Raw genomic sequence first — 22,072 nt, forward strand, 5'->3', positions numbered from 1 at the left:
CTGGCGACGCGAGAGAACACCAACTGTCACTCTCCGGTGACACCGACCGCGTACTGCGTGCTGCCCGCTGCCTGCTGTCTGCCGTCACAGACCGAGCCATGCGGAGATGCGCCCCAGGGCATCGGGGGTGCGACGCTGCTGGTGCACCAGGCCTTCGATCGTCGCGCGTGCGCCGGGGTGGTACCGGGTCTGCTGCGGAGCCAGCTCGCGGGCTTTGGTGATGGAGGCGAGCGCCGCGTCACTGCGGCCGGTCTCCATCTCCGAGCGCCCTCGGTCGATCCACACGTGTGCGCGACGCGACGTGGGCCACGAGGCCGGCATGTGGAGCTTCTTGGCCTTCTCCACGGCCTGCCCGTACCGGCCCATCTCGGTGAGGGCGGACAGCTCGTGCGCGGCCCAGTTCGTCGGCCCGAACGACAGCCAGTGCACCTGCCCCATCTCACCGACCTGGTCGGCGATCTGCTTCGCCTCGCTCAAGTGGCTCATCACCGCGCCTTCGTCACGGGCCCGTGCGGCGATGACGGTCGCGCCCAGATGCAGCTGCCCCGCCACGGCACGGGACTCGGGGGTGTCCTGGCCCTGGAGGAGGAGGCGGTGGCCGGCGTTCACGAGGCGCAGCCCGATCGTGTACTCGCCCTCCCGGTGGTAGACCAGACCGCGCATGTACTGGCGGACGGCCGAGAGCACGGGGTCGGAGGCGCGTTGCGCGGCCCACTCCATCCGGTCCAGGGCGATGGTGGACAGGTCGTAGAAGCCGAGCTTGATGGTGATGTCGTGGGCGGTGCGGTAGGTGGAGCCGAGTGCCGCCCACAGTTGGGTGGAAGGCGTCCGGTACGCGGCTGTTGTCAGCTCGGCGACCAGCCGGGGCAGGGTGCGGGCGGCCTTGTTGAGCTGGGTCGCCCGCACCTGTCGGCACAGGCCTGCTGCGGCTTCGACGAGGTGGGGCGCGTCACGGGTGACGACGTCGGGGTCGGGCCCGAGGTCGTACAGGTCGAGCGACTCGCGAATGGGCCGGATGAGTTCCGCGAGGCGGTCTTGCTGGAGCTCGGTCATATACGGCTGCCCGGTCAGGGCGGCGACATCGATGCGCAAGGCCCGCGCGCATGCCGCGATGAAGTCCGGGCTCGCCGCCTTGTGCCCGCTCTCCACCTGGTGGAGCAGGCTGTAGGAGTAGCCGACCTTCAAGGCCAGACCACGCTGCGTGTACCCGGCCAGCTTGCGCTGCTGCGAGATCCGGGCCCCGGGGTGATCGTCTCTGGACATGCTGGAACTCCCTGGAACTCCGCTCCTGACCCGCCACCCGGAACGGTACCCACGCCACCCGGAACCGACCCGGCCACTGCCCCTGCACCACCCGGATCAGGGGCAGTTGCTTGCCATCAACCCTGCGGGATGGGATAAGTCCATGACCTCACGGACGCTGTACCTGTTCGGCTCAGCCGCACCGCCCGTCTTCGACGCGGCCGAGGTGATCGAGACGGCACAGGAGGACGGCTGGAACGTCTGCCTCGGCTTGACCCCGGCCGCGGCCCGCTGGCTCGAGGCCGACCTCGCCGCCCTGGCCGCGCTCACGAGACACCCCGTACGCAGCGAGTACAAACTGCCCGGCGAACCGGACGTCTGGCCCCCAGCCGACGCGATCCTCTTCGCCCCGGCGACGTTCAACAGCATCAACTCATGGGCCCTGGGCCTCACTTCATCATTCGTGATCGGCGTAGCCGCCGAGGCGATCGGCAAGAAGATCCCCACGGTGACGATGCCGTGCGTGAACGCGGCATACGCCCAACACCGCCAACTCGACCGCAGCATCGCAGAACTGCGCGACCAGGGAGTCACCGTCCTCTACGGACAGAACGGCTTCACGCCCAACCCCGCCGGGTCCGGAAAACCGAAGAACTACCCCTGGGACCTCGCGCTCGAAACGGTCGGACGGATGACCGGCAGGCCGGGATGGGGTAGTTGAACTGCTCCACCCAAAGACACCGCGATGCGCGAAGGCGCGTGGGCTGCTGGCCGACAGCGGACTCAGGCGCTGATCTCAGCACAACGTCCACAAGAGGGAAGTGAGTTACAACCTTCTCTACGGGTTCAAGGCGGCTCGCTCCGCTCTCCGCGCGCGGCCCGGCTCCCCGGGCCGCCGCTCCTGTCTCCGCCCCGCTCCAGCCCGGTCCACCGGGCCGCGCGACAAGAGCTAGCGGCCAATTGACCTCAGAGAAGGGGTACATCGTGGCTGGGGCGGTCGGCTCCGCGGCTTTACGGAGCCACTTTGGCGCGAGCCTCGAAGATCATGGCCCCAACGTCGTGCTTTACCGGGCAGGTCCACAGACTGCCCGACGCGCCGGAAGCTTACGGGGCCATGATCACTCGCGCCAAAGCAGCGCCACCCCAAAGCCGCTCCGCCGACCTCAACGATGCGGCAGACTAGACGTGTTGGCCAGAGTCACAACATCACTCGCACAGGCACACGTCAGGAGACGGGAGAGGCTGTGTCAGCAGCGACGAACCGCGGTCTTGTTGCAGGTGCTTCAGTTGTGATTGCCGCTGCCATTGGGGTAGTGACAAACGTTGCCACTGACCGTCCCGGACTGGCTTGGTGGGTGTCCCTCGGCGCACTACTTGTGATTGGCATTGGAGCCCAGGTATGGCTCACGAGCAGTGAGGGTCGACAGGGAAATGTCGCGGCCTCAGGAGCAGGCAGCGTAGCAGTGGGGGGTACTACCCATGAGGCAGTACGAACTCACGTACGCGGGTCGACGCAACCAGGTTCGTCAATAGTCCCCCGGGATGCAATCACCGCCACAGGAACCGGCAGTATCGCAATCGGTGGAGACGCAAGAGGTGAACTCACAACCGACATTGAAGGCGCGGAGTAACAGACAGTGCGACGGGACAAAGTAACCGCGTCCGGAGAATCAGCAGTTGCCATTGGGGGTGACGTTCAAGCGCCAATCGTCACGAGCCCCAGAATTTACATCAACGTCAAAGAGTCACCCTCTTTCGAGCCAACCGAATGGCGCAAGGTACACGAAGTCGATCCGCTCAAGCTTGGAGTTCACAGGTCACGTCAAGCAAAAAATCACCCCCTTCTCCCACCCTATGTATTGCGCGATATAGATCAAGAAATTGCAGAGAGAATGAAGCACGCAGCAACCCATGGGGGGATGGTCCTGTTGACCGGAGACTCTACCTCCGGCAAGAGCAGGACTGCATTTCACGCAATGCAACGCTGCATGCCGAATCACACGATCTACGCTCCAAGTCGAGGCGCCAACATAAAAGAACTGCCGAGATCCCTTCAAAGCTCATCAGCGGCTCCATTCGTTCTCTGGCTGGATGATCTTGATGGGTTTCTAGGTGCTGAGGGTTTGACCCCCGCACTATTGCATGATCTTGAAAGTATCGGCGTCGCAATAATCGGCACGATTAGAGATGATCTATTCGATATCTACACTGCTTCACGGGATCACCAAGCACTGGAAGGCGAAGAGTCGACTCGAACAATTGGAAACCGTCTCTTGAGGGCGGTCGAGCCAGTTTTTATCGACAGAGTTTGGAGCGCTCGTGAAATTGATCGAGCCTCGAAAGCTGGAGATGAACGACTCACTGACGCAATCCCTCACAGCCGCATTTACGGTATTGCAGAGTACATGGCAGCCGGACCGTCACTCATGGAGGAGTGGCAGCGAGCGCGACGCGTCAGCGGTCATCCCCGAGGAGCTGCCCTTGTCCAAGCGAGTGTCGACCTTGCCCGAGCTGGATTCAGTAGCGCTGTGGACATCGACGCGTTGAAAGACCTACATGAAAAATACCTTCCCACCTCAACGCTGAGATATGAATCATGGGAGGCCGCCGCAGCCTGGGCAACAGAAGTTAGGTACGGCGTGTCTGGTCTATTGATCCCAGGAGAGGAGTACGCGGACACGTGGCGCGCATTCGACTATCTTCCAGATGCCGTGTCACGCTTCCAGAAAAGCTGGACCTATATTCCAGAATTCATCTGGGAAGAAGCTCTTAATCTTTGTCCTGACGATGACGACCGATGGCTCATCGGCATGCGCGCCTACATGAATGGAAAAAATGACCACGCTCTAGCTGCATGGAGACCGCTGGCGGCGAACGGAAACGGGGCAGCCGCAGACAACATTGCAGCTATCTATATGGAAATGGGCGATGAGGAGCCAGCACGCTATTGGCAGCAAGTCGCACACCGGGATGAATTCTATTCTACTATTATACCCTTCAATCCGGCCAACCCTCTATACGATCCAGAGACCGAGAAGATTACCCTGGGGAAATATCGCGATGGTCGACCAGTCGAGATTTCTCTGCACCAGGCCAATGGTGGCGCGCGCCACGGAATAATAGCCGGGGATAAAGGTGTCGGCAAGAGTAACAATCTTGATCTAATCCTGCTCGGCGCCCTAGGAAGTTCGAAATATGTACTATTACTCATTGACTGGTCGCCAGACCAGAAACATTTTCGCTCCTTCAAAGAAACTGATGCAGCTCATCGCTATTCGGGCAATGACCTTGCATCTTCACTAGGCGTTCTATCCGGGCTCGCGCGAGTTATTGAATATCGGAAACGTGTGGATGGATACGTTAACCCCGAGCCCGGAAAACCTGGAATCCTTATCGCTATCGAAGAGGCGCACCTACTCCTTAAATTAAGCATGGAAGCCCGCTCGCTATGCTTGAAGATTGCACAGGAAGGGGCCCTTGTCGGCGTAAGTCTATTCATTACAATTCCAGATGTCTCACTGGAAAGCTTTGGCGGTAACGCAGAACTCCAAGGTGAAATGCTGCAAGAATCGAATATTAAATTCTATATGGGGACGGGCAGTGCACTGCGGATGATGCGGGATGCTAAAAGCATGCAAATCAACGAAGACGCGAAGGATCCGTACGAGTAGCGGCTCATACCTTGGCTAATCGAGGCGTCACGGTTCAGCGGAGCGAGTCTGCCGGCAACAGACGTCCAGCCAACCGTTTGAGGCTCCGCTGCCCGGGGAGCACGCGGACCATGGCACGCCCTACGGAACGGGCCGCCTCCACTGAAGGCCGTGAGGGAGGCATCGCACCACAAGCGCACCAGATGGAGCGGGGGACAGTGGGGAATCACGGTGAAAGCAGCCACGCTCGGCGATCCCGCTCCCAGGCCGTTTGCCCAGGTCAGCACCTGAACCGTCCGCAAATGACCGCAGCTTCCCAAGCTGGGAGTGCGAGTTCGATTCTCGTCACCCGCTCTTCTTCGAACCCCCAGGTCATGGACCCGGGGGTTCTTTGCTGCCCGGGCGCTTCAAGCGGCCCGCGCACCAGCGGTGTCCGTCTGGTGCCGGTCCACGAACTCGGTCAGGGCACGGGCGAACACTTCGGGGAGCTCGAAAGGCAGCGCGTGCCCGCCGTCCAGCATCAGGTGGCGGGCACCGGTGATGGCGTCAGCCAACACCTTCTGGTGGTGCGGCGGGACGATCAGGTCCTGGGATCCGGACACGACCAGGGTGGGCGCGGTGATCCGGGCCAGTGCCGCGGTGATGTCCACCCGCGTGTTGAGCTCGGATTGGCGGGCCATGCCTTCCGCGACGAACAGTTCGTTGAAGCCGGCTACGCCCTGCTCGAAGTCCTCGATCCGGCGCCCGGCGAGCGTGTCGGCGCCGATCGCGGTGACCTGCAGCACCCGCGAGAGCAGGTCCTTGTCCTCACGCAGCAGCCGCTGCCACAGGTCGAACTGGAACCGCTGCCACGGGTCGGTCACCGCCCAGCCCGCATGCAGGAAGAGAGAGCGCACCCGCCGGGGGCGTTCTCCGGCGACAGCGGCTGCGACCGTCGCCCCCAGGGAGTGCCCGGCCAGGTGGAAGGTGTCCAGGCCCGCCGCGTCCGCGCTGGCGAGCACCTGGGCGACCAGGTCGTCGACGGTCAGCGGTGAGCCGGTGTCGGTGGTGGCACCCGAGCCGGACAGGGTCGGGGCAACGATGGTGTAGCGGTTCTTGAGGGCGTCGATCACCGGACCCCAGTTGCCCTCGGGCGTGGCGCCGGTCCCGTGCACCAGCACAAGGGCCGGGCCCGAGCCGGTGACCAGGCAGTTGACGGCGCTGTCACCACCGGAGATGGGGACATGAACGGTCTTGTACGTCATGGCAGTTGCGCCTTTCAGCCGCAGACGGTCGCCCCCTCGCACCGAAGGCGGACGGAAGCAATTGATTGCACACACGCTTTGCACGCGCTTGCAATACTTGCAGGCGCTCACTATTGGCGCAATGGGCTGGGCGAAGCGGCGCGGTTTGCCCGCGCCCTTGATCCGGCACGGGTTGCGGCTGATCAACTCGTCGTCGACAGCGGTCTCGATCCGAACGCACACCCGTCGAGCTGCGCGAGCAGGGCCTGGTACATGGCGCATTCCACCGCCGTGGCCGTCAGCTCAACGACCGGCCTGGGCAAGGTGCGGGCCGTGCACGGCGAGTGCAAACCGGAGCCTGTGGAGCAGACGGCGCAACCTCTGGGGCCTGTCCGGGGAGGGGATGCCTTCGTGTCTCGGCGCGACGGAACTTACGGTTTGTGGGTGACCCAGAGCAGTTCCGCCGGCCAGCGGTGGGCCCAGTCAGGTGGGTCGGTTTCGTTGTAGCCGTTGGGTGTTCCGAGTTCGGGCCGCGGCTCGATGAGGTCGTCGATGATGAGGCCCGCGCCGCGCAGGACCTTGACCCAGTCGCCGTAGGTGAGCTGATAACTGGTCGCGTCGTCGCCTTCGTCGATGGTGTTCAGCCCGAAGTAGTCCTGCCGCAGCATCGTGGTCACGCGGCCGGCGGCTTCGTCGTAGCACGCTTCGAACCATGGGCTGGCGACGTTGAACACCAGGCGCCCGCCTCGACACAAGACACGTGCGGCCTGCGGGACGGCCAGGTGCGGGGGTGCCCAGCTGAGCCCACCGAAGTCGCAGAACACGAGGTCGAAGCTGTCGTCGGCGAAGGGGAGTTGCTCGGTGGCACCTTGCACCAGCGGGTAGCGCACCGCTCCCATCGCCTGTGCTGCTGCGGCGAGTTGGACTTCGGACAGGTCGAGCCCGACCACGGCGGCTCCCTCGGCGGCGAGCGCCCTGGACCACTGGCCGGCGCCGCAGCCGACTTCGAGGACACGCTTGCCGGTGACGTCGCCCAGGGCGTTCAGGTGCGCGTCGGGGATGGAGTACATGCCCCACAGCCGGGGTGCGGCGCCGATTCGCGGGTCGTGCTTGTGCTGGTAGGAGCCGCTGATCTGATTCCAGAGCCGCCTGTTGGCGGGGATGCTGTCCACGTGCCCGACTCCAGCACCGGCTGCCGGGGCGGTCAACACGATTAGGGCACTGGCCGGCCCTCGCCTCGGTCCGACCCTGGCTCGGCCCATGATCCGCCGGACGAGCCCCAGCGCTGAGCACGGCCGCACCCCAAGCGCACCAGATGGTACGGGGGCCAGCGGGGGATCACGGTGAAAGCCACCGAGCCCAACGACGCCTCAGTCCGGCCGTTCACCCGGGCCGGCACCCCGACAGACCTCGGACTGCCGCAGCTTCCCAAGCTGAAAGTGCGAGTTCGATTCTCGTCACCCGCTCCCTAGTCGAGGCCCAGGTCAGGGACCTGGGCCTTCTTCATGGGCGTCGCCGATCCGACGCGAACCGTGCGCCGGGCCGGCGCCCAAGTCCCGTCTGGCCGGGTGGACTTCCTAGCATTGCCGCCCGCCACTCCAAAGGACTTCAGCCTTCAGGGTTCGAAGGGGAAGGTCGTCGGGCAGGACCCGGAATGCCTTGTGGCGGCCCAGGGGGGACCGCGTGGAGATCTCGGCGTTCGAGGGTGAGGATCGCGTCCGTGTCGTAGTCGGCTGACAGGGACACGTTCACCGCGTCGGCGACCGTCTCGCGGACCGTTTCCTTGGACGGCGTGCGGCCCGGTCCCTCGAAGGGGCGTGAGAACAAGGGCTCGTCCCAGACCCGGTTCGCCATCGCGTCGAGGTGGATGCCCTGGCGAATGGTCTCGGCCTCGCTCATGCCCGGCGCCTGGCGGCTTCGCGCGACGGCGAAACCCTCAAGCCGCAGGGGCGAAGGGGACGGGGAGGAGGCCCACCTTGGAGATCCGCATCCACAGCTGTGGAGGGTGGTCGCTGAACGTGACTCCGGGGAGCGAGAAGCGCACCGCCTCGTTCGGTTCCAGGACTGCCTGCGTCATCACCAGACCGTCACCGGCCCGGCCGGGGAGTCCACGGCTCATCACCGCGACCTCAACCGCCTTGTCACCGCTCACGTTTCGCAGCTCGCACTCGTCGTCCCGTGCGATGTGCAGCTTGAGTCGGTCCCGAGCGGCTTCCGCCCGGTGAGCACGGCGTTCGTTGCGCACGGCGAATGCCGTGGTGACCACGAAGGCGCAGAAGCTGATCACCACAGCCACCACGCCCGTCACTGCAACAGCTGTCATAACTCACGTAACGGAGCGCATACGTCAGGGGTACGCGCCACGCCCCGAAGCACCCGAAAGCGTGGTGACGGTCAAGCGCGCATTGACTCTCTCGGGGTCGACCGCACCCGCGCGGCACCTCTCACCGGCCGGTTGACCTGGCCATCCGTACCGCCTCGTCCGCCGCCGCTTCGGCGCGACGGGTCGCCTTCACGCTTCTGACCGTCGCCCTGCTCGCCATGCCCAGCAGAACAAAGGAAGCGATACCAGTACCTACGGCTACGAGTACGACAAGTGTGGCAATTCCGCTGTCCATAGGTCCCATCCCAGTCCGTGTGCGGTCACTCCCCCTGGCCCCGTTGTGGGCGGCTGCAACGGAGGACCGACCACGCTCGTCACCCGTAAGGATTAAAACGAGCTGTGCCCCTCCGGGTTACGCAGTCGAGGCCCAGGCCCATCCCCCGCGGGCCCGGGCCCCTCTCGTCGCCGGTCGGGCTCAGGCGAACTGCCCCGGCTGGTAGTCCCCCGCCGGCATCTGGACCATGACGTTCACGCGGTTGTACGTGTTGATCAGGGCGATCAGCGAGATCAGGGCGACGAGCTGCTCCTCGTCGTAGTGCTTCGCCGCGTTCGCCCACGCCTCGTCCGACACGCCGCCTGCCGCGTCCGCGATGCGGGTGCCCTGCTCCGTCAGCTCCAGGGCCGCGCGCTCGGCGTCGGTGAAGACCGTGGCCTCGCGCCAGGCCGCGACCAGGTGGAGGCGCTGGGCCGTTTCGCCCGCGTGGGCCGCGTCCTTGGTGTGCATGTCGGTGCAGAAGCCGCAGCCGTTGATCTGGCTCGCGCGGATCTTCACCAGCTCCTGCGTCGCGGCCGGCAGCGGCGAGTCCGAGATCACCTTGCCCGCCGAGTTGACGTGCTTCAGGACCTTCGCCGCGAGCGGGCTGCCGAAGAGGTTCAGGCGGGCTTCCATGGTGACTCCTTGGTGGTGTGTTCCTTGTGGTGTGTTCCTTGGTGCTTCACCTCTCTGACGGAGCCGCTCGGTGAGATGTGACAAGGGGGCGTGTGACGTACGCCACTCGCACGTCGGCATGTGTCGCTCGTACGTCACGCATGTGTCGCTCGTACATAGTTCGTGCGTGGTTCGTGCGTGGTTCGTACGTCGCTCACGACCTCGTACGGCGCCGGATCCTCGCGGCCGCCAGGAGCGCGAGGACGAGGAGCACCGCCAGGGCCGCCGCCGCGCCGTAGATCAGGTCGCGGTTTCCGGTGGGGGCAGGACTGGGTCCGGATTGATCCTGACGCCGGTGACCTCGCAGGACGGGTCCGTGGAGGACGGGCCGCAGTTGCCGTCGCCGGTGGACGTGATGCGGTTGTCCAGCGTCTTGTCGGCGGCGCCGAGCTCCTTGGCCTTCTTGATCCGGAACGGGTACGTGACCTCGACGCTCGCCCCGGCCGCACCTCCCCGCGCCGCCTCAGGACCGGCTCCCGGTAGGCGACGGTGCCGCCGGTGGCGCGGGCGTCGCGCAGGTAGACGGCGTCGTCGAGCACCCCGGAGAGGTCGTTGCCGCCGGTGTTGGCGATGGTCACCGTGTACGCCACGGTGTCGCCCGCGCCCACCGCCGTGCGGTCGGCCTTCTCGGACAGCTCCAGTCGCTGCGCGGGCACGGGGGGCGCGGTGGCGTTCTTGCCGGGTTCGGCGGTCGTGTTGCGCGGTACGGGCCCTTCCCACAGGGAGACGACGTTCTCGGGCGCCTCCTTGGCGAGGGCCCCCGGCGAACGCACGAGGACCCCGCCACCTGCGAGTGACGGGGCCCCCGTTTCGTACGCGGCTACGGCTCAGGCCGTCACGCGCTCCGGCGCCTGCGCGTCCGACGGGGTCTGCGACTCCGCGAGCTTCCGCGGCGTCTGCGCCCGCGTCCGCCGCAGGCCCAGCAGCGCCACCGCCACCACCAGCAGGAACGCCGCCCCGGCAATGGTGAAGCTCAGCGTGAACTGGCTCTCCTGGGGCAACTTCGGCATGCCCGCCGGGAGTTCGATCGTCTTGGAGGCCAGGAGCGACGTGATCATCGCGCTCGCCACCGCGCTGCCGACCGACCGCGAGATCGAGTTGATGCCGTTGGCGATGCCCGTCTGGTGCGGCGGGACGCTCGCCACGATCAGGGCCGGCATCGAGGCGTAGCCGAAGCTGATCGCCAGGCCGATGACCATGCCCGCACCGATCACCGACGCCGTGGTGTCGTGCGCCAGGGTCAGCCAGGCGAAGCCGATGACGCCGAAGCAGGCTCCGGCGGCCAGCGTGCCGCGCGCTCCGATACGACGGACGAGTACGCCGCCGAACGGCGCTCCCACCAGCGAGACCAGCGTCGCCGGCAGGAGGTAGACGACCGAGGCGTCGAGCACGGAGGCCCCGAAGCCGTACCCGGCCAGGCCCTCCGGCATCTGCACCAGGTACGAGACGCCGATGAACTGGGCGAACATCGCGAAACCGAGCAGCAGGCCCGCCAGGTTGGTGAAGAGGACCGGGCGGTGCGCGAACATCCGCATGTCCACCATGGGCTCACGCACCCGGCGCTCGGTGAGGACCCAGATCCCCGCCATCACGACCGCGCCCGCGAAGCTGCCCAGCGTGCGGCCGGACGTCCAGCCCCACTCGTGGCCCTGCGAGATCGGCAGGAGGAGGAGCACGAGGAGCAGGGCGAGGGTCAGCGCGCCCAGCCAGTCCGTCCGCCCGCCCGTCTTCGTACGGGACTTCGGCACCACGTACAGCACGCCGAGCAGCGCCACCACGGCGAGCACGACCGCGAGCCAGAACACCCGGTGGTAGTCGGGGTCGGAGCCCTGGGTCAGCAGGCCCGCGCCCACCAGGGCGAGGCCGCTGCCGAACGCCAGCGTGCCGCTGACCAGCGCCATCGCGCCGTGCAGCTTCTCGGGCCTGATCTCCTCGCGCAGCACGGACAGCGCGAGCGGGAAGATCGCGGTCGCCGCGCCCTGCATCACGCGGCCGACGATGAGCCAGGTCAGCGAGGTCGTGGTGGCGGCGAGCACCGAGCCCGCGATCATCACGAGCAGCACGCCGACGAGCGTCGGCTTCTTGCCGTGCTGGTCACCGAAGCGGCCGAGGAGCGGTGTGAACACCGCCGCGGACAGCAGCGTGGCCGTGGTCACCCAGCTGACGTTCGCCGTCGTGGCGTCCAGTTCGCTCTGGATGATGCCGAGGATCGGGACGACCAGCGTCTGCATCATCGAGACGACCATCGCGGCGAGGCCGAGGACCAGGACGAGCGTCGTGGACCCGGACGAGGGCGCCGTTCTCTGTTGTGCGTGGGACACGTCGTGCTTCTTTCCGGCTACTGAGGAACTACTGAGGAACTACTGAGGAACTACTTAAGAAGGTCGATACTTGAAGACATCAAGTAAGTCCTTTACGTTAAGCGCTAATATTTGAGATGGTCAAGTTTCTGGACGTAAGGTGGATCACATGGCAGGGCGGCCCCCACGCGTCGGCACGGACCAGCTCATGGAGCTGCTCTCGGTGTCGCTCGGCGTCTATTACGGCGACTTCACGGCCGCCGCGGCCCGCGAGAACCTCACCGCGAGCCAGGGCAAGACCCTGACCGTGCTGCGCCGCGGCCCGGCCGCGATGCGGGTGCTCGCCGCGACGCTGTCCTGCGACGCCTCCAACATGACCGGCATCATCGACCGCCTGGAGAAGCGCGGCCTCGTGCGCCGCGAGCCGAGCCCCGGCGACCGGCGCGTCAAGAACGTCGTCCTCACCCCCGAGGGCGAGCAGGCCATCGACGCCATCCGCGCCAACATGCACACCACGCTGGCCGGCCTCGCCTCCCTCAGCGAGGCGGATCAAGAAACGTTGTACGCCCTCCTGGAGCGGGCCTTCACGGAAAAAGCCCACGTCAGCGAGGCGTGAGCGGCAAGACAGCGGAACGTGAGCGGCGGGCGCGAGAGTAGTTCCTGTCAGCACGTCAGGCGCGGTCGCCCCAGACCAGGCAATGCCGCGCCCCTCACTTCACGGGGGAAATCCCATGCGTACGTTCCGCAGCCGCACCACTGTCCTCGCCGCCGCCGGCGCCGCCGTGCTGGCCCTGTCCCTCACCGCCTGCGGTGGTGACGACTCCGACACCAAGTCCGCGGGGACGGCGACCGAGACCACCATCTCGGTCGACAAGGCCGCCAAGTCCGCCGGGTCCGCGGGTGCCGCCGGTGCCGCCGCCAAGAACGGTGACAGCGCGCAGGCCACGCCCTCCGCCCACAGCAAGCAGGCCGCCGCCCCCGTCTGCACGACCAAGGACGTCGCCATCAGCGCCGCCCGCCAGGACGGCCCGCCCTACACCCACATCGTCCTGACCGCGAAGAACACCTCGGGCAAGACCTGCACGATGACCGGGTTCCCGGAGATCCAGTTCCTGGAGAGCCACAAGCAGAACGTGCCGGCCGTCGCCAAGAGCAAGCCCGCTTCCCCCGTGGTCCTCAAGGCGGGCGCCCCCGCGTACGCGCTGGTGAAGCTGTCGGACGGCGGCGTCGACGAGAACAACGAGCCCGTCTCGGCCTTCTCCGTGACGCTGCAGGGCGGCGGCGGCATGGCCGCCGTCACGGCGCCGGGCAAGGGCGGCATCGCCGTCGACCCGGCGAAGGCGCTGACCGGCTACTGGACGTACGAGCTGCGCAACGGCGCCGACGACTTCTGAGCCGTCGGGTCCGTCGGGCCCGTCGGGCCCGCACCCCCAGCCGAGGCCGCCGCGTCCCGCGCCCGCTCCGCCGCCCCCCAGGCGATGCGGGCCAGCGCGGCGGCCTCCTCCGTGCCCTCCTCCGCGCCGAAGACGTGCACGACCAGGCCCGTCTCGCCGGGCGACGCCGGGACGTGCAGCGTTTCGTAGTCGAGGGTGAGCGGGCCCGTCGCCGGGTGCCGCAGCCGCTTGCTGCCCCCGGCGCACATCACGATCTCCCCGCTGTCCCAGAAGCCGCGGAACTCGGCGCTCTGCTCGCGGAGTTCGGCGATGAGGGCCGCCAGATCGGCGTCGTCGGGGTAGCGGCCCGCGGCCACCCGCAGCTGGCCCACCGCCTCCGCGGCCCGGTCCGCCCACTCGGGGTACACGTCACGGGCGGCGGGGTCCAGGAAGAGGAACCGCGCGTTGTTCCCGTCGCGCCGCTCGCCCAGGCCGCCGAGCAGTTCGGCGCCCGGCGCGTTCCATGCCACCACGTCGAGCCGGTGGTTGGTCGCGAAGGCCGGGAAGTGCGCCATGGAGTCCAGGAGTTGGCGCAGGAGCGGGCTGATCCTGGCCCGCGGCGTGGGCACACGCTCGGCGGCCGCCAGCGTGGCGAGGTGCCTGCGCTCGGCCGTGTCGAGACCCAGGGCCCTGGCGAGGGCGTCGAGCACTTCGGGGGACGGCTGGGTGGCACGGCCCTGCTCGATGCGGACGTAGTAGTCCACGCTGATCCCGGCGAGCTGGGCCAGCTCCTCGCGCCGCAGCCCCCGCACCCTGCGGCGGTTGCCGGTGCTGAGCCCCACGCTCTCCGGTGCGACGCGGCCCCGCCGGGCACGCAGGAATCCGCCGAGGTCCCGCCCGTTGTCGTCCATGCGATCAAGTATGGGCGGCCCCGCCCCCAGGGTGGGTCTCGCGATACCAGGAACGGCTTTCCTCGGTCGAACAGAGTGCTGGCTGCCGGAGCACGCCCGCGGGAGCCTGACGGCATGAAGATCCTCGTCGTCAGCGCCCACCCCGAGCCCCGCTCCCTCAACGCCTCCCTCGCCCGCTTCGCCGTCGACCACCTCCGGGAGGCCGGTCACGAGGTGCGGGTCTCCGACCTGTACGCGATGAAGTGGAAGGCGACGGTGGACGCCGACGACTTCCCCGACGAGTTCCCCGACGCCCGGGGCCGCCTGCACGTGATGGGCGCCTCCGAGCGCGCCACGCTCGACGGCCGGCTCACCCCTGACGTCGCCGAGGAGCAGGAGAAGGTGCGCTGGGCCGACGCGATCGTCCTGCAGTTCCCGCTGTGGTGGTTCTCGGTGCCCGCGATCCTGAAGGGCTGGATCGACCGGGTGTTCACCGCCGGATTCGCGTACGGCCCCGCGGTCCCGCCGCCGTACAGCGACGGCCCACTCGCCGGGAAGCGGGCGCTTGTGTCGGTGACCGCGGGCGCGCGGACCGGGGCCTTCTCGGACCGCGGCATCCACGGCGAACTGTCCGACGTGCTCCACCCGCTGCAGCACGGCCTGTTCTGGTTCACCGGCGTCGCGCCGCTCGAACCGTTCGCGGTGTACGAGTCCAACGCCCTGCCCGAGGAGCGGTTCGAAGAGGCCCGGCAGGCGTACGCGGCACGGCTCGACGGGCTCTTCACCGACGAGCCCGTCCCCTTCCGCACGCTCGTCGGCGGCGACTACGACCACGACATGCGGCTGCTTCCGGGCGTCGAGGAGCCGGGCACGGACGGCCTCGCGCTGCACACCCGCCCGAGCCGCTGAGCCGCCGGGCCACGCGCGGAGGGGCGCCCCGGTCCTCACAGGCCCGGGGCGCCCCTCAACTACCGTCGGAATCAGGCGGCTTCGTTCCTCCTTCGCCTCATCGTCGCCACGATCCACGCGCCCACGCCCACCAGGACGATCGCCGCGCCACCCGCGAGCAGCGTCCGCGTGCGGCCGCGGTCACCGGTCTCCGGGAGCACCGGCGGCGGCTTGATCGGGTCGATGACCTCCGGCGGCACGGGGCCGCCCGTGCAGTCCGGGTCGGTCGAGCCCTCCGGGCAGTTGCCGCCCGAACCACCCGGCGTGATCACCCGGTTGGCGATCCTGCCGTCGCCGGAGCCCTTGGGCTTGACGGTCACGGAATACCTGACCGTCGCCCGCTCGCCCGGCTGCAGGTCGCCGGTCCAGCTCAGCGTCGGCGAAGCGAAACGAGCCGTGCCCGCGCCGGCCCCCGCGTCGCCGTTGTACGTCGCGTCGTCGAGGACGTCGCTCAGGTCGTCGCGGAACGTGGCGCCCTCGTACGGCGCCGAGCCGGTGTTGGTGACGGTCACCGTGTAGGTGATCCTCTCGCCCGGCCTGACCTTCTCCTTCGCGTCGTGCTGCTTCTTGACGGTCAACTGCTTGATGAGGCTCGGCCCCGTCGAGCAGTCCGGATCGATCGGACCGAGCAGCAGCGCCCTGGCCGCCCTCGCGGGCATGGGCAGCGGGCAGTTGGTGCCGGGCGTGCTCGAAGTGACGGAGTTCGTCAGCTTCTTGTCGCCCTTGACCGGGTTGTCGACGGTGATCGAGTAGGTCACCGTGACGGTCCCGCCCGCCGGTACGTCGCCGGTCCACGTGACCGTGGGCCGTTCGTAGCCGACGTCGCCCGAGGAGGCCTCGGCGTCACCGTTGTAGGCGGCGTCGTCCAGCACGCCGCTCAGGTTGTCGGAGAACGTGGCGCCCCGGTAGACGCTCTTGCCTTCGTTGAGGACCTTGACCGTGTACGTGACCCGCTGCCCCGCGGTGATCGTGCCGCTGGGGTCGGCGGTCTTGAGGAAGCGGATGACGGCGATGCCGCCCTCCTCCTCGCCGCCGGTGGAGCAGTCGGGGTCCTTCGAGCCGGGCGGGCAGTTGGAGCCCGGCACGTCCGAGGTCACCGTGTTCTTCAGGACCTTGTCGCCCTTCGGCGGCGCGTCCACGGTCACCGAGTACGTCACCGTGACCGTCTGCCCGGCCGCCAGATCGCCGGTCCAGGTCAGCTTCGGCTCGGCGTACGCGACCGTGCCGTGCGGGCTCCCTCCGGAGACCGCCTTCGCGTCGCCGTTGTACGTGGCGTCGTCCACCACGCCCGACAGGTCGTCGGTGAACTTCACGTCCGGGTAGGGGGCCTTTCCGTCGTTCTCGACGGTGACGGTGTAGGCGACCTTCCCGCCGGGGGCGGGGTTCTTGGGCTCCATCACCTTCTTGTACTTCAGGTTGGGCAGACCGCCGTCGGCCTCGCCGGTGGTGCAGTCGGGGTCCTTGGACCCGGGCGGGCAGTTGGAGCCCTCCACATCCGACGTCACCGTGTTCTTCAGGACCTTGTCGCCCTTGGGCAGGTCGTCGACGGTCACCGAGTACGTCACCGCGACCTTCTGCCCGGCCGCGAGGTCACCGTGCCAGGTCAGCTTCGGCTCCTCGTACTTCACGGTGCCGTGGTCACTGCCCTCGGAGACGGCCTTCTCGTCGTGGTTGTACTTGGCGTCGTCGATGACGTCCGCGAGGTCGTCGGTGAACTTCACCCCGGGGTACGCGCCCTTCCCGTCGTTCTCCAGGGTCACCGTGTAGGAGACCTTCTGACCGGGGAGCGGGTTCTTCGGCGACATCACCTTCTTGAACACGAGGTTCGGCAGGCCACCGCCCTCGTCACCGCCGCTGCCGCACTCCGGGTCCTTCGATCCGGGCGGACAGTTCGACCCCGAAACATCCGAAGTCACCGTGTTCTTCAGGGACTTGTTGCCCTTCGGCGGCGAGTCCACGGTCACCGAGTACGTCACCGTGACCGTCTGCCCCTTGGCCAGATCGCCGGCCCAGGTCAGCTTCGGCTCGGCGTACCTCACCGTCCCGTGACCGCTCCCGCCCGAGACCGCCTTCGCGTCGTCGTTGTACGTCGCGTCGTCCACGACATCGGAGAGGTCGTCGGTGAACTTGACGCCGGGGTAGTTCCCTTCGCCGTCGTTCTCGACCGTCACCGTGTAGGAGACCTTCTGCCCCGGCAGGGGGTTCTTCGGCGACATCACCTTCTTGTACTTCAGGCTCGGAATGCCGCCGTGGTCACCGCCCGTCCCGCAGGACGGGTCCTTGGATCCGGGCGGGCAGTTGGAGCCCTCCACGTCCGACGTGACCGTGTTCTTCAGGGACTTGTTGCCCTTGGGCGGCGAGTCCACGGTCACCGAGTACGTCACCGTGACCTTCTGCCCGGCCGCCAGATCGCCGGTCCAGGTCAGCTTCGGTTCCGTGTACGCCACGGTGCCGTGGTCGCTGCCGCCCGAGACGGCCTTCTCGTCACCGTTGTACTCGGCGTCGTCCACCACGTCCGACAGGTCGTCCGTGAACTTCACGCCGGGGTACGCGCCCTTCCCGTCGTTCTCCACGGTCACCGTGTAGGAGACCTTCTGACCGGGGAGCGGGTTCTTCGGCGACATCACCTTCTTGTAGACCAGGTTCGGCAGACCGCCGCCCTCGTCACCGCCGCTGCCGCACTCCGGATCCTTCGAACCGGGCGGACAGTTCGACCCCGAAACATCCGAAGTCACCGTGTTCTTCAGGGACTTGTTGCCCTTCGGCGGCGAGTCCACGGTCACCGAGTACGTCACCGTGACCGTCTGCCCCTTGGCCAGATCGCCGGCCCAGGTCAGCTTCGGCTCGGCGTACCTCACCGTCCCGTGACCGCTCCCGCCCGAGACCGCCTTCGCGTCGTCGTTGTACGTCGCGTCGTCCACGACATCCGACAGATCGTCCGTGAACTTCACTCCCGGATAGTCGGCCTCGCCGTCGTTCTCGACCGTCACCGTGTACGAGACCTTCTGCCCCGGCAGCGGACTCTTCGGCGACATCACCTTCTTGTACTTCAGGCTCGGAATGCCGCCCTCGTCACCGTCACCCGTGGAACACCTCGGGTCCGTGGAGCCGGGCGGACAGTTGGTGCCCTGCACGCTCGAACTGACGGCGTTCTTCAGCTTCTTGTCGCCCTTCGGCGGCGAGTCGACCTTCACCTTGTACGTGATGGTCGCGGTCCTCTCCGCCGGGACGTCACCGCTCCAGCTCAGCTTCGGCTTCGCGTACGAGGCCGTGCCGATGTCCGCCGACTCGCTGTTCACCACGTACGTCGCGTCGTCCACGACGTCCGTCAGGTCGTCCTCGAACTTCGCCCCGGTGTACGTCACCGAGCCGGTGTTCTCCACCTTCACCGTGTACGTGACCTCGTGGCCCGGCAGGGGCTTGGTGGTGGAGACGGACTTGGTGATCCTCAGGCTCTTGGTGCCGAGGATGTTCTCGCCCTCATGGGTGCAAGGGCCCTTCTTGTCGGGGCAGTTGCTGTCCTCGGAACCGCTGGGCCCCGTGACCTTGGCCGTGTTCCTGACCGGGTCCTTGCCCGGGTCGGCCTTCAGCGTGCCGGTGATGGTGATCACCGCGGACCTGCCCGCGGGGATGGTGGCGACCGTCGTGCTGACCGAGTTGCCCGTGCCCGAGCCGCAGGCCGTCGTGGAGTCGACCGTGCACTGCCAGGTGACGTCCGTGTAGTTGGCGGGGACGGTGTCCTCGATCTTGACGCCGAGCGCGTCCGAGGGGCCCTTGTTGGTCGTCGTGACGGTGTAGGTGACCTGCTGGCCCACCGTGAGCGGGTCGGGACGCGCCTCCTTCTTGATCTCAAGGGCGATCCTGCGGCCGCCGACGGTCAGCTGGTTGGTGTCCTTGTTGTTGGCCAGCCACTCGTCGGGCTCGTTGGACGTGGTGCTGGTGGTCGCCGTGCCCGTGGTCCTGGTACCGGGGACGGCGTCGGCCGGGACCTTGAGCGTGAAGGTGTGCCTCTTGGTCGCGCCCTTGGCCAGATCGCCGATGGTGCAGGTGACGGGCCCGGCCTCGCCGCCCGTGCAGCCCGTCGGCAGCGAGGCGGTGTCGACCGTCGTGCCCGGCGGGATCTCGTAGACCGTCTTGACGCCCTTGGCGTCGTTGGGCCCGTCGTTGGTCGTGGTCAGGGTGACGTCACCGCTGGTGCCCGGCGCGATGGTCAGGTCGTTGACGTCGACCTTGATGTCGACGGTCTCGCCGATGTTGGTGGTCGTCGTGTTGGTCTGCCGCTCGGTGGTGTCCGAGCCGTCCGGCGTCTCCTTCCAGCCCGCGGTGGCCTGGTTGATGACCTTGCTGCCGCCGGCCGCCCTGGCGATCTTGACCTTGTACGTCATCTTCCAGGTCTCGCCGGGTGCCACCTTGCGCGGACTGCTGCCCGCTCCGATGGGGGCCGTGACGCGCTTGCCCGCGCTGTCGTAGCCGTCGGCGTCCGAGACCGCCGTCGTGGACCCGTCGGGCCTGGTGACCGTGATGGAGCCGGGGACGAAGTCGGAGTTGGCCGGGATGGGGTCACGGAGGAAGGCGTCGAACGCGTCGTCGCCGCCCTCGTTCCCCGCCTCGACGGTGTACGTCAGGACGTCCGTCGGCTGCGACGGGTCGCGGTCCGGGTTCCGGGTCACGGACTTCTTCGTGGTCAGACAGCCCGGCGTGCCGAAGCGGATGCCGTCGAGGAAGTTGCCGATGGCGTTGCCGCCGATGCTCCTGACCGACGCGAAGGCGAAGCGCGTGATGTGCTGGCCCGCGGGGATGGTGTACGTGCCCCGGTACTCCTTCCAGCCGCTGGTGCCCGTGGTGATGTCCGGGGAGGAGGCGCCGGTCGGCGTCTGGGCGACGAGCGTGCCGTTCGACGGGCCGATCCGCACCTGCATCGTGTCGTCGCCCTGGCGGCCCCGGTGGAAGATGCGCCAGTTCATCTTGAGGCCGGGCGTGGTGCTCAGGTCCTGGTAGAGCGTGGAGACCTGGTTGGCGTTGAGCTCGGCCCACTGCTGCCCGTCCGCCGCGGTGATGTTGCCCGCGGGGGTGTTCGGGCCCCGCCAGATCTCGATCTTGCGGTCGGTGGCGGTGGTGCGCCAGCCCGGTACGTTCGGCGCGGGCTGCCCGGCGTCGCCGTAGAACTGCACGCTCGAGGTGTTCACCGGCGACTCGAAGCTGCCGTTGGTCAGCTCGGCGATCTTCGGGCAGTCACTGGCCGGGCCGACGTTCAAGGTCACCGAGGAGCTCTCGACCGGCTTGGTCTGGTACGTCGACGTGGCCTTGGAGGCGGTGTTGACGATCTCCCCCTCCTTGGTGGTCTTGGCCACCAGGTTGAAGGTCTTCGTCTCGTCCTTCTTGAGGTCCCCGGTGCTCCAGATGCCCGTCCCGGAGTCGTACTTGCCGCCCGAGTCGTCGGAGACGTATCGCAGGCCGTCCGGCAACTCGTCCGTGACCTTCACATCCGTGGTGTCGTCCGGGCCGGTGTTCTTCACTGAGATCGTGAAGAGGACCTCGTCCCCCAGGCGGGGCGTGGTGGTGTCCACGGTCTTGCTGATGTCCAGGTTGGCGACCTTGGCCACCGTCATCGTGTAGTCCTCGACCTCACCGGAGTCGGCCCAGCCGGACGCCTTCCGCGTCGTGGTCGCGTCGTACCCGAGCCGGATGCGGGCCGGGTGCGTGCCGGACTTCACGTCGCTCGGAACCGTCCAGGTCAGCTTGGCGGTCGTGGCACCGGCTTCCGGAGCGGCATCCGCGCGCTCGCCGTCGTCCAGGGTGCCGTTGCCGTTCCAGTCCACCCAGCCGGAGAGCGCCGAGGCCGAGGGCGAGGTGAGTGCGACGTCCACGGAGTACGAAGATCCGGCCTTGTCGGACCCGACGGCGGGCCAGGAGGCGACGCCGTCCGCGTCGTCGTCCGCCTTGATCCCGGGGTTGGTGATCACCGTGTCCGGGCTGTCACCGGTGGACAGGGCGCCGAGCTTCAGGTCGGAGAGGGTGTGCGAAGCCGCGGGCAGATCGGAGGAGTTGGAGAAGTCCTCGTCGACGGTGGCCATGAAGCGCACGCCGTCGCCGGTCGTGCCGCCCGCGTTGTTGCGGGTGGCCACGGCGAGCGTGACGCTGCTGACGGTGCCGGTGACGCCGACCGTGCCGCAGCCTGAGGTGACGTTGGTGGACGTGGTGGCCGCGGTACAGCTGGGGTTCGCGGTGCTGTACGAGTTGGAGATCTCGGTGTCGGAGACCGTCCAGTCCGTGAAGCCCGCCAGCTTGCTCAGCGTGGGTGAGGCCGACGCGGGCGCGCTGTCGGTGAGCCGCAGCCGCATGTTGGCGCCGGGCGCGGCGCCCATGCCCGCGAGGTGCAGCCGGGGGTTGCGCACCGGACGGCTGAAGGTGAACGTCACCGTGCCGCGCTCGGTGTAGCTGGTGCTGCCGCCCGTGGGCCACAGGAGGCCGACGGAAGCGGAGCCCGCGAGGCCGGACGGCGACGTGACCGTGCCGCCGTCGAGGGCGTTGGCGGTGGCGTTGCCCTGCGCCCCGGTCGACGAGATGGCGACCGTGGTGCCGCTGGGCAGGGTGCCGGTGCCGCCGGTGCCGGAGACGGTGTAACTGCCCGCCTTCTGGGCGCGCTTGCCGGATGACAGGGGGGTGCCGTCGTCGAGGGGGAGCTCGTCGGCTTCGGCCTCCTTCTCGGCCTCGGCCTTCTTCTCGGCCGTCGCCTTCTTGTCGGCCTTGGCCTTGGACTTGGGCTTCCCCTCGGGCTCCTGGTCGGCCCGGGTGGCCTTCGGCTCCCCGGCTTCGGGCTCGGTCTCGGTCTCGGTCTCGTCCTCGGCCGCGGGTGACACCGGGGTCGAGGGCGAGGGAGAAGCGCTGGGAGAGGTCTGCTCCGCGGCAGGACCCGTGGTCGACGGTGCGCTCGCCGAGGCGCTGGGGGAGCCACTGGGCGAGGGGCCGGTGTCCTCCACCGACCACGCCGCGTCCAGCCCGACCAGCTGGCCGCTCACCACCGCCATGACGAGCGCCGTACGCATCGCGCGGCGTACGCGCCGTCTGCACCGTTCGACCGGCGCCATGCGCCGGCCGAACGCCCGGGTCACTTCCATGTGCCTAACCTCACGCC

General features: G+C 67.7%; 13 protein-coding genes and 1 pseudogene. 5 read left to right on the forward strand and 9 right to left on the reverse strand.

The window, feature by feature from the left end; genetic code table 11:
* Window positions 1-84 precede the first annotated feature (84 nt).
* Window positions 85-1,263 (reverse strand): helix-turn-helix domain-containing protein, encoded by a 1,179-nt coding sequence (locus ACZ4D5_RS10325; RefSeq protein ID WP_467771919.1) that lies wholly within the window; start codon window positions 1,261-1,263, stop codon window positions 85-87.
* A 142-nt stretch (window positions 1,264-1,405) separates the two neighbouring features.
* On the opposite strand from ACZ4D5_RS10325, the gene ACZ4D5_RS10330 reads away from it, so the two are divergent.
* Together ACZ4D5_RS10330 and ACZ4D5_RS10335 are read left to right on the forward strand one after the other, a co-directional pair.
* Window positions 1,406-1,963, forward strand: coding sequence for a flavoprotein (locus ACZ4D5_RS10330; RefSeq protein WP_467771920.1), 558 nt, complete (start codon window positions 1,406-1,408; stop codon window positions 1,961-1,963).
* A 1,171-nt stretch (window positions 1,964-3,134) separates the two neighbouring features.
* Complete coding sequence (locus ACZ4D5_RS10335) at window positions 3,135-4,913, forward strand: hypothetical protein (RefSeq protein ID WP_467771921.1); 1,779 nt, start codon at window positions 3,135-3,137, stop codon at window positions 4,911-4,913.
* Window positions 4,914-5,299: 386 nt separating this feature from the next.
* On the opposite strand, the gene ACZ4D5_RS10340 is transcribed toward ACZ4D5_RS10335, so the two are convergent.
* The 6 genes and pseudogenes from ACZ4D5_RS10340 to ACZ4D5_RS10365 all read right to left on the reverse strand — a co-directional run bounded on the left by ACZ4D5_RS10340 (window position 5,300) and on the right by ACZ4D5_RS10365 (window position 11,747).
* On the reverse strand, window positions 5,300-6,136 hold the full coding sequence (locus ACZ4D5_RS10340) for an alpha/beta fold hydrolase (RefSeq protein WP_467771922.1): 837 nt from the start codon (window positions 6,134-6,136) through the stop codon (window positions 5,300-5,302).
* A 410-nt stretch (window positions 6,137-6,546) separates the two neighbouring features.
* On the reverse strand, window positions 6,547-7,287 hold the full coding sequence (locus ACZ4D5_RS10345; RefSeq protein WP_467771923.1) for a class I SAM-dependent methyltransferase: 741 nt from the start codon (window positions 7,285-7,287) through the stop codon (window positions 6,547-6,549).
* Window positions 7,288-7,692: 405 nt separating this feature from the next.
* A pseudogene (locus tag ACZ4D5_RS10350) lies at window positions 7,693-7,879 on the reverse strand (hypothetical protein); the annotation flags it as partial.
* Window positions 7,880-8,051: 172 nt separating this feature from the next.
* On the reverse strand, window positions 8,052-8,438 hold the full coding sequence (locus ACZ4D5_RS10355; RefSeq protein ID WP_467771924.1) for a hypothetical protein: 387 nt from the start codon (window positions 8,436-8,438) through the stop codon (window positions 8,052-8,054).
* Between the two features lie 475 nt (window positions 8,439-8,913).
* The gene (locus tag ACZ4D5_RS10360; RefSeq protein ID WP_467771925.1) at window positions 8,914-9,387 is read right to left on the reverse strand and encodes a carboxymuconolactone decarboxylase family protein; all 474 of its coding nucleotides are present in this window, start codon (window positions 9,385-9,387) and stop codon (window positions 8,914-8,916) included.
* Between the two features lie 866 nt (window positions 9,388-10,253).
* Window positions 10,254-11,747 (reverse strand): MFS transporter, encoded by a 1,494-nt coding sequence (locus ACZ4D5_RS10365; protein WP_467771926.1) that lies wholly within the window; start codon window positions 11,745-11,747, stop codon window positions 10,254-10,256.
* A 187-nt stretch (window positions 11,748-11,934) separates the two neighbouring features.
* On the opposite strand from ACZ4D5_RS10365, the gene ACZ4D5_RS10370 reads away from it, so the two are divergent.
* Complete coding sequence (locus ACZ4D5_RS10370; protein ID WP_467772262.1) at window positions 11,935-12,342, forward strand: MarR family winged helix-turn-helix transcriptional regulator; 408 nt, start codon at window positions 11,935-11,937, stop codon at window positions 12,340-12,342.
* A gap of 115 nt (window positions 12,343-12,457) precedes the next feature.
* Window positions 12,458-13,120, forward strand: coding sequence for a DUF4232 domain-containing protein (locus ACZ4D5_RS10375; protein WP_467771927.1), 663 nt, complete (start codon window positions 12,458-12,460; stop codon window positions 13,118-13,120).
* Here the strand turns inward: ACZ4D5_RS10375 and ACZ4D5_RS10380 are convergent.
* On the reverse strand, window positions 13,078-14,010 hold the full coding sequence (locus tag ACZ4D5_RS10380; protein ID WP_467771928.1) for a helix-turn-helix domain-containing protein: 933 nt from the start codon (window positions 14,008-14,010) through the stop codon (window positions 13,078-13,080). The genes ACZ4D5_RS10375 and ACZ4D5_RS10380 overlap by 43 nt on opposite strands.
* 114 nt (window positions 14,011-14,124) lie before the next feature.
* Here ACZ4D5_RS10380 and ACZ4D5_RS10385 point away from each other — a divergent pair, with 114 nt between their 5' ends.
* A complete protein-coding gene (locus ACZ4D5_RS10385) occupies window positions 14,125-14,898 on the forward strand; it encodes an NAD(P)H-dependent oxidoreductase (RefSeq protein ID WP_467771929.1) in 774 nt (257 codons plus the stop codon).
* A gap of 71 nt (window positions 14,899-14,969) precedes the next feature.
* Here ACZ4D5_RS10385 and ACZ4D5_RS10390 read toward each other — a convergent pair whose 3' ends face one another.
* Complete coding sequence (locus tag ACZ4D5_RS10390) at window positions 14,970-22,055, reverse strand: DUF7927 domain-containing protein (RefSeq protein WP_467771930.1); 7,086 nt, start codon at window positions 22,053-22,055, stop codon at window positions 14,970-14,972.
* Between the last annotated feature and the right edge of the window lie 17 nt (window positions 22,056-22,072).

It is taken from the genome of Streptomyces sp. NPDC025651 (assembly GCF_055558735.1).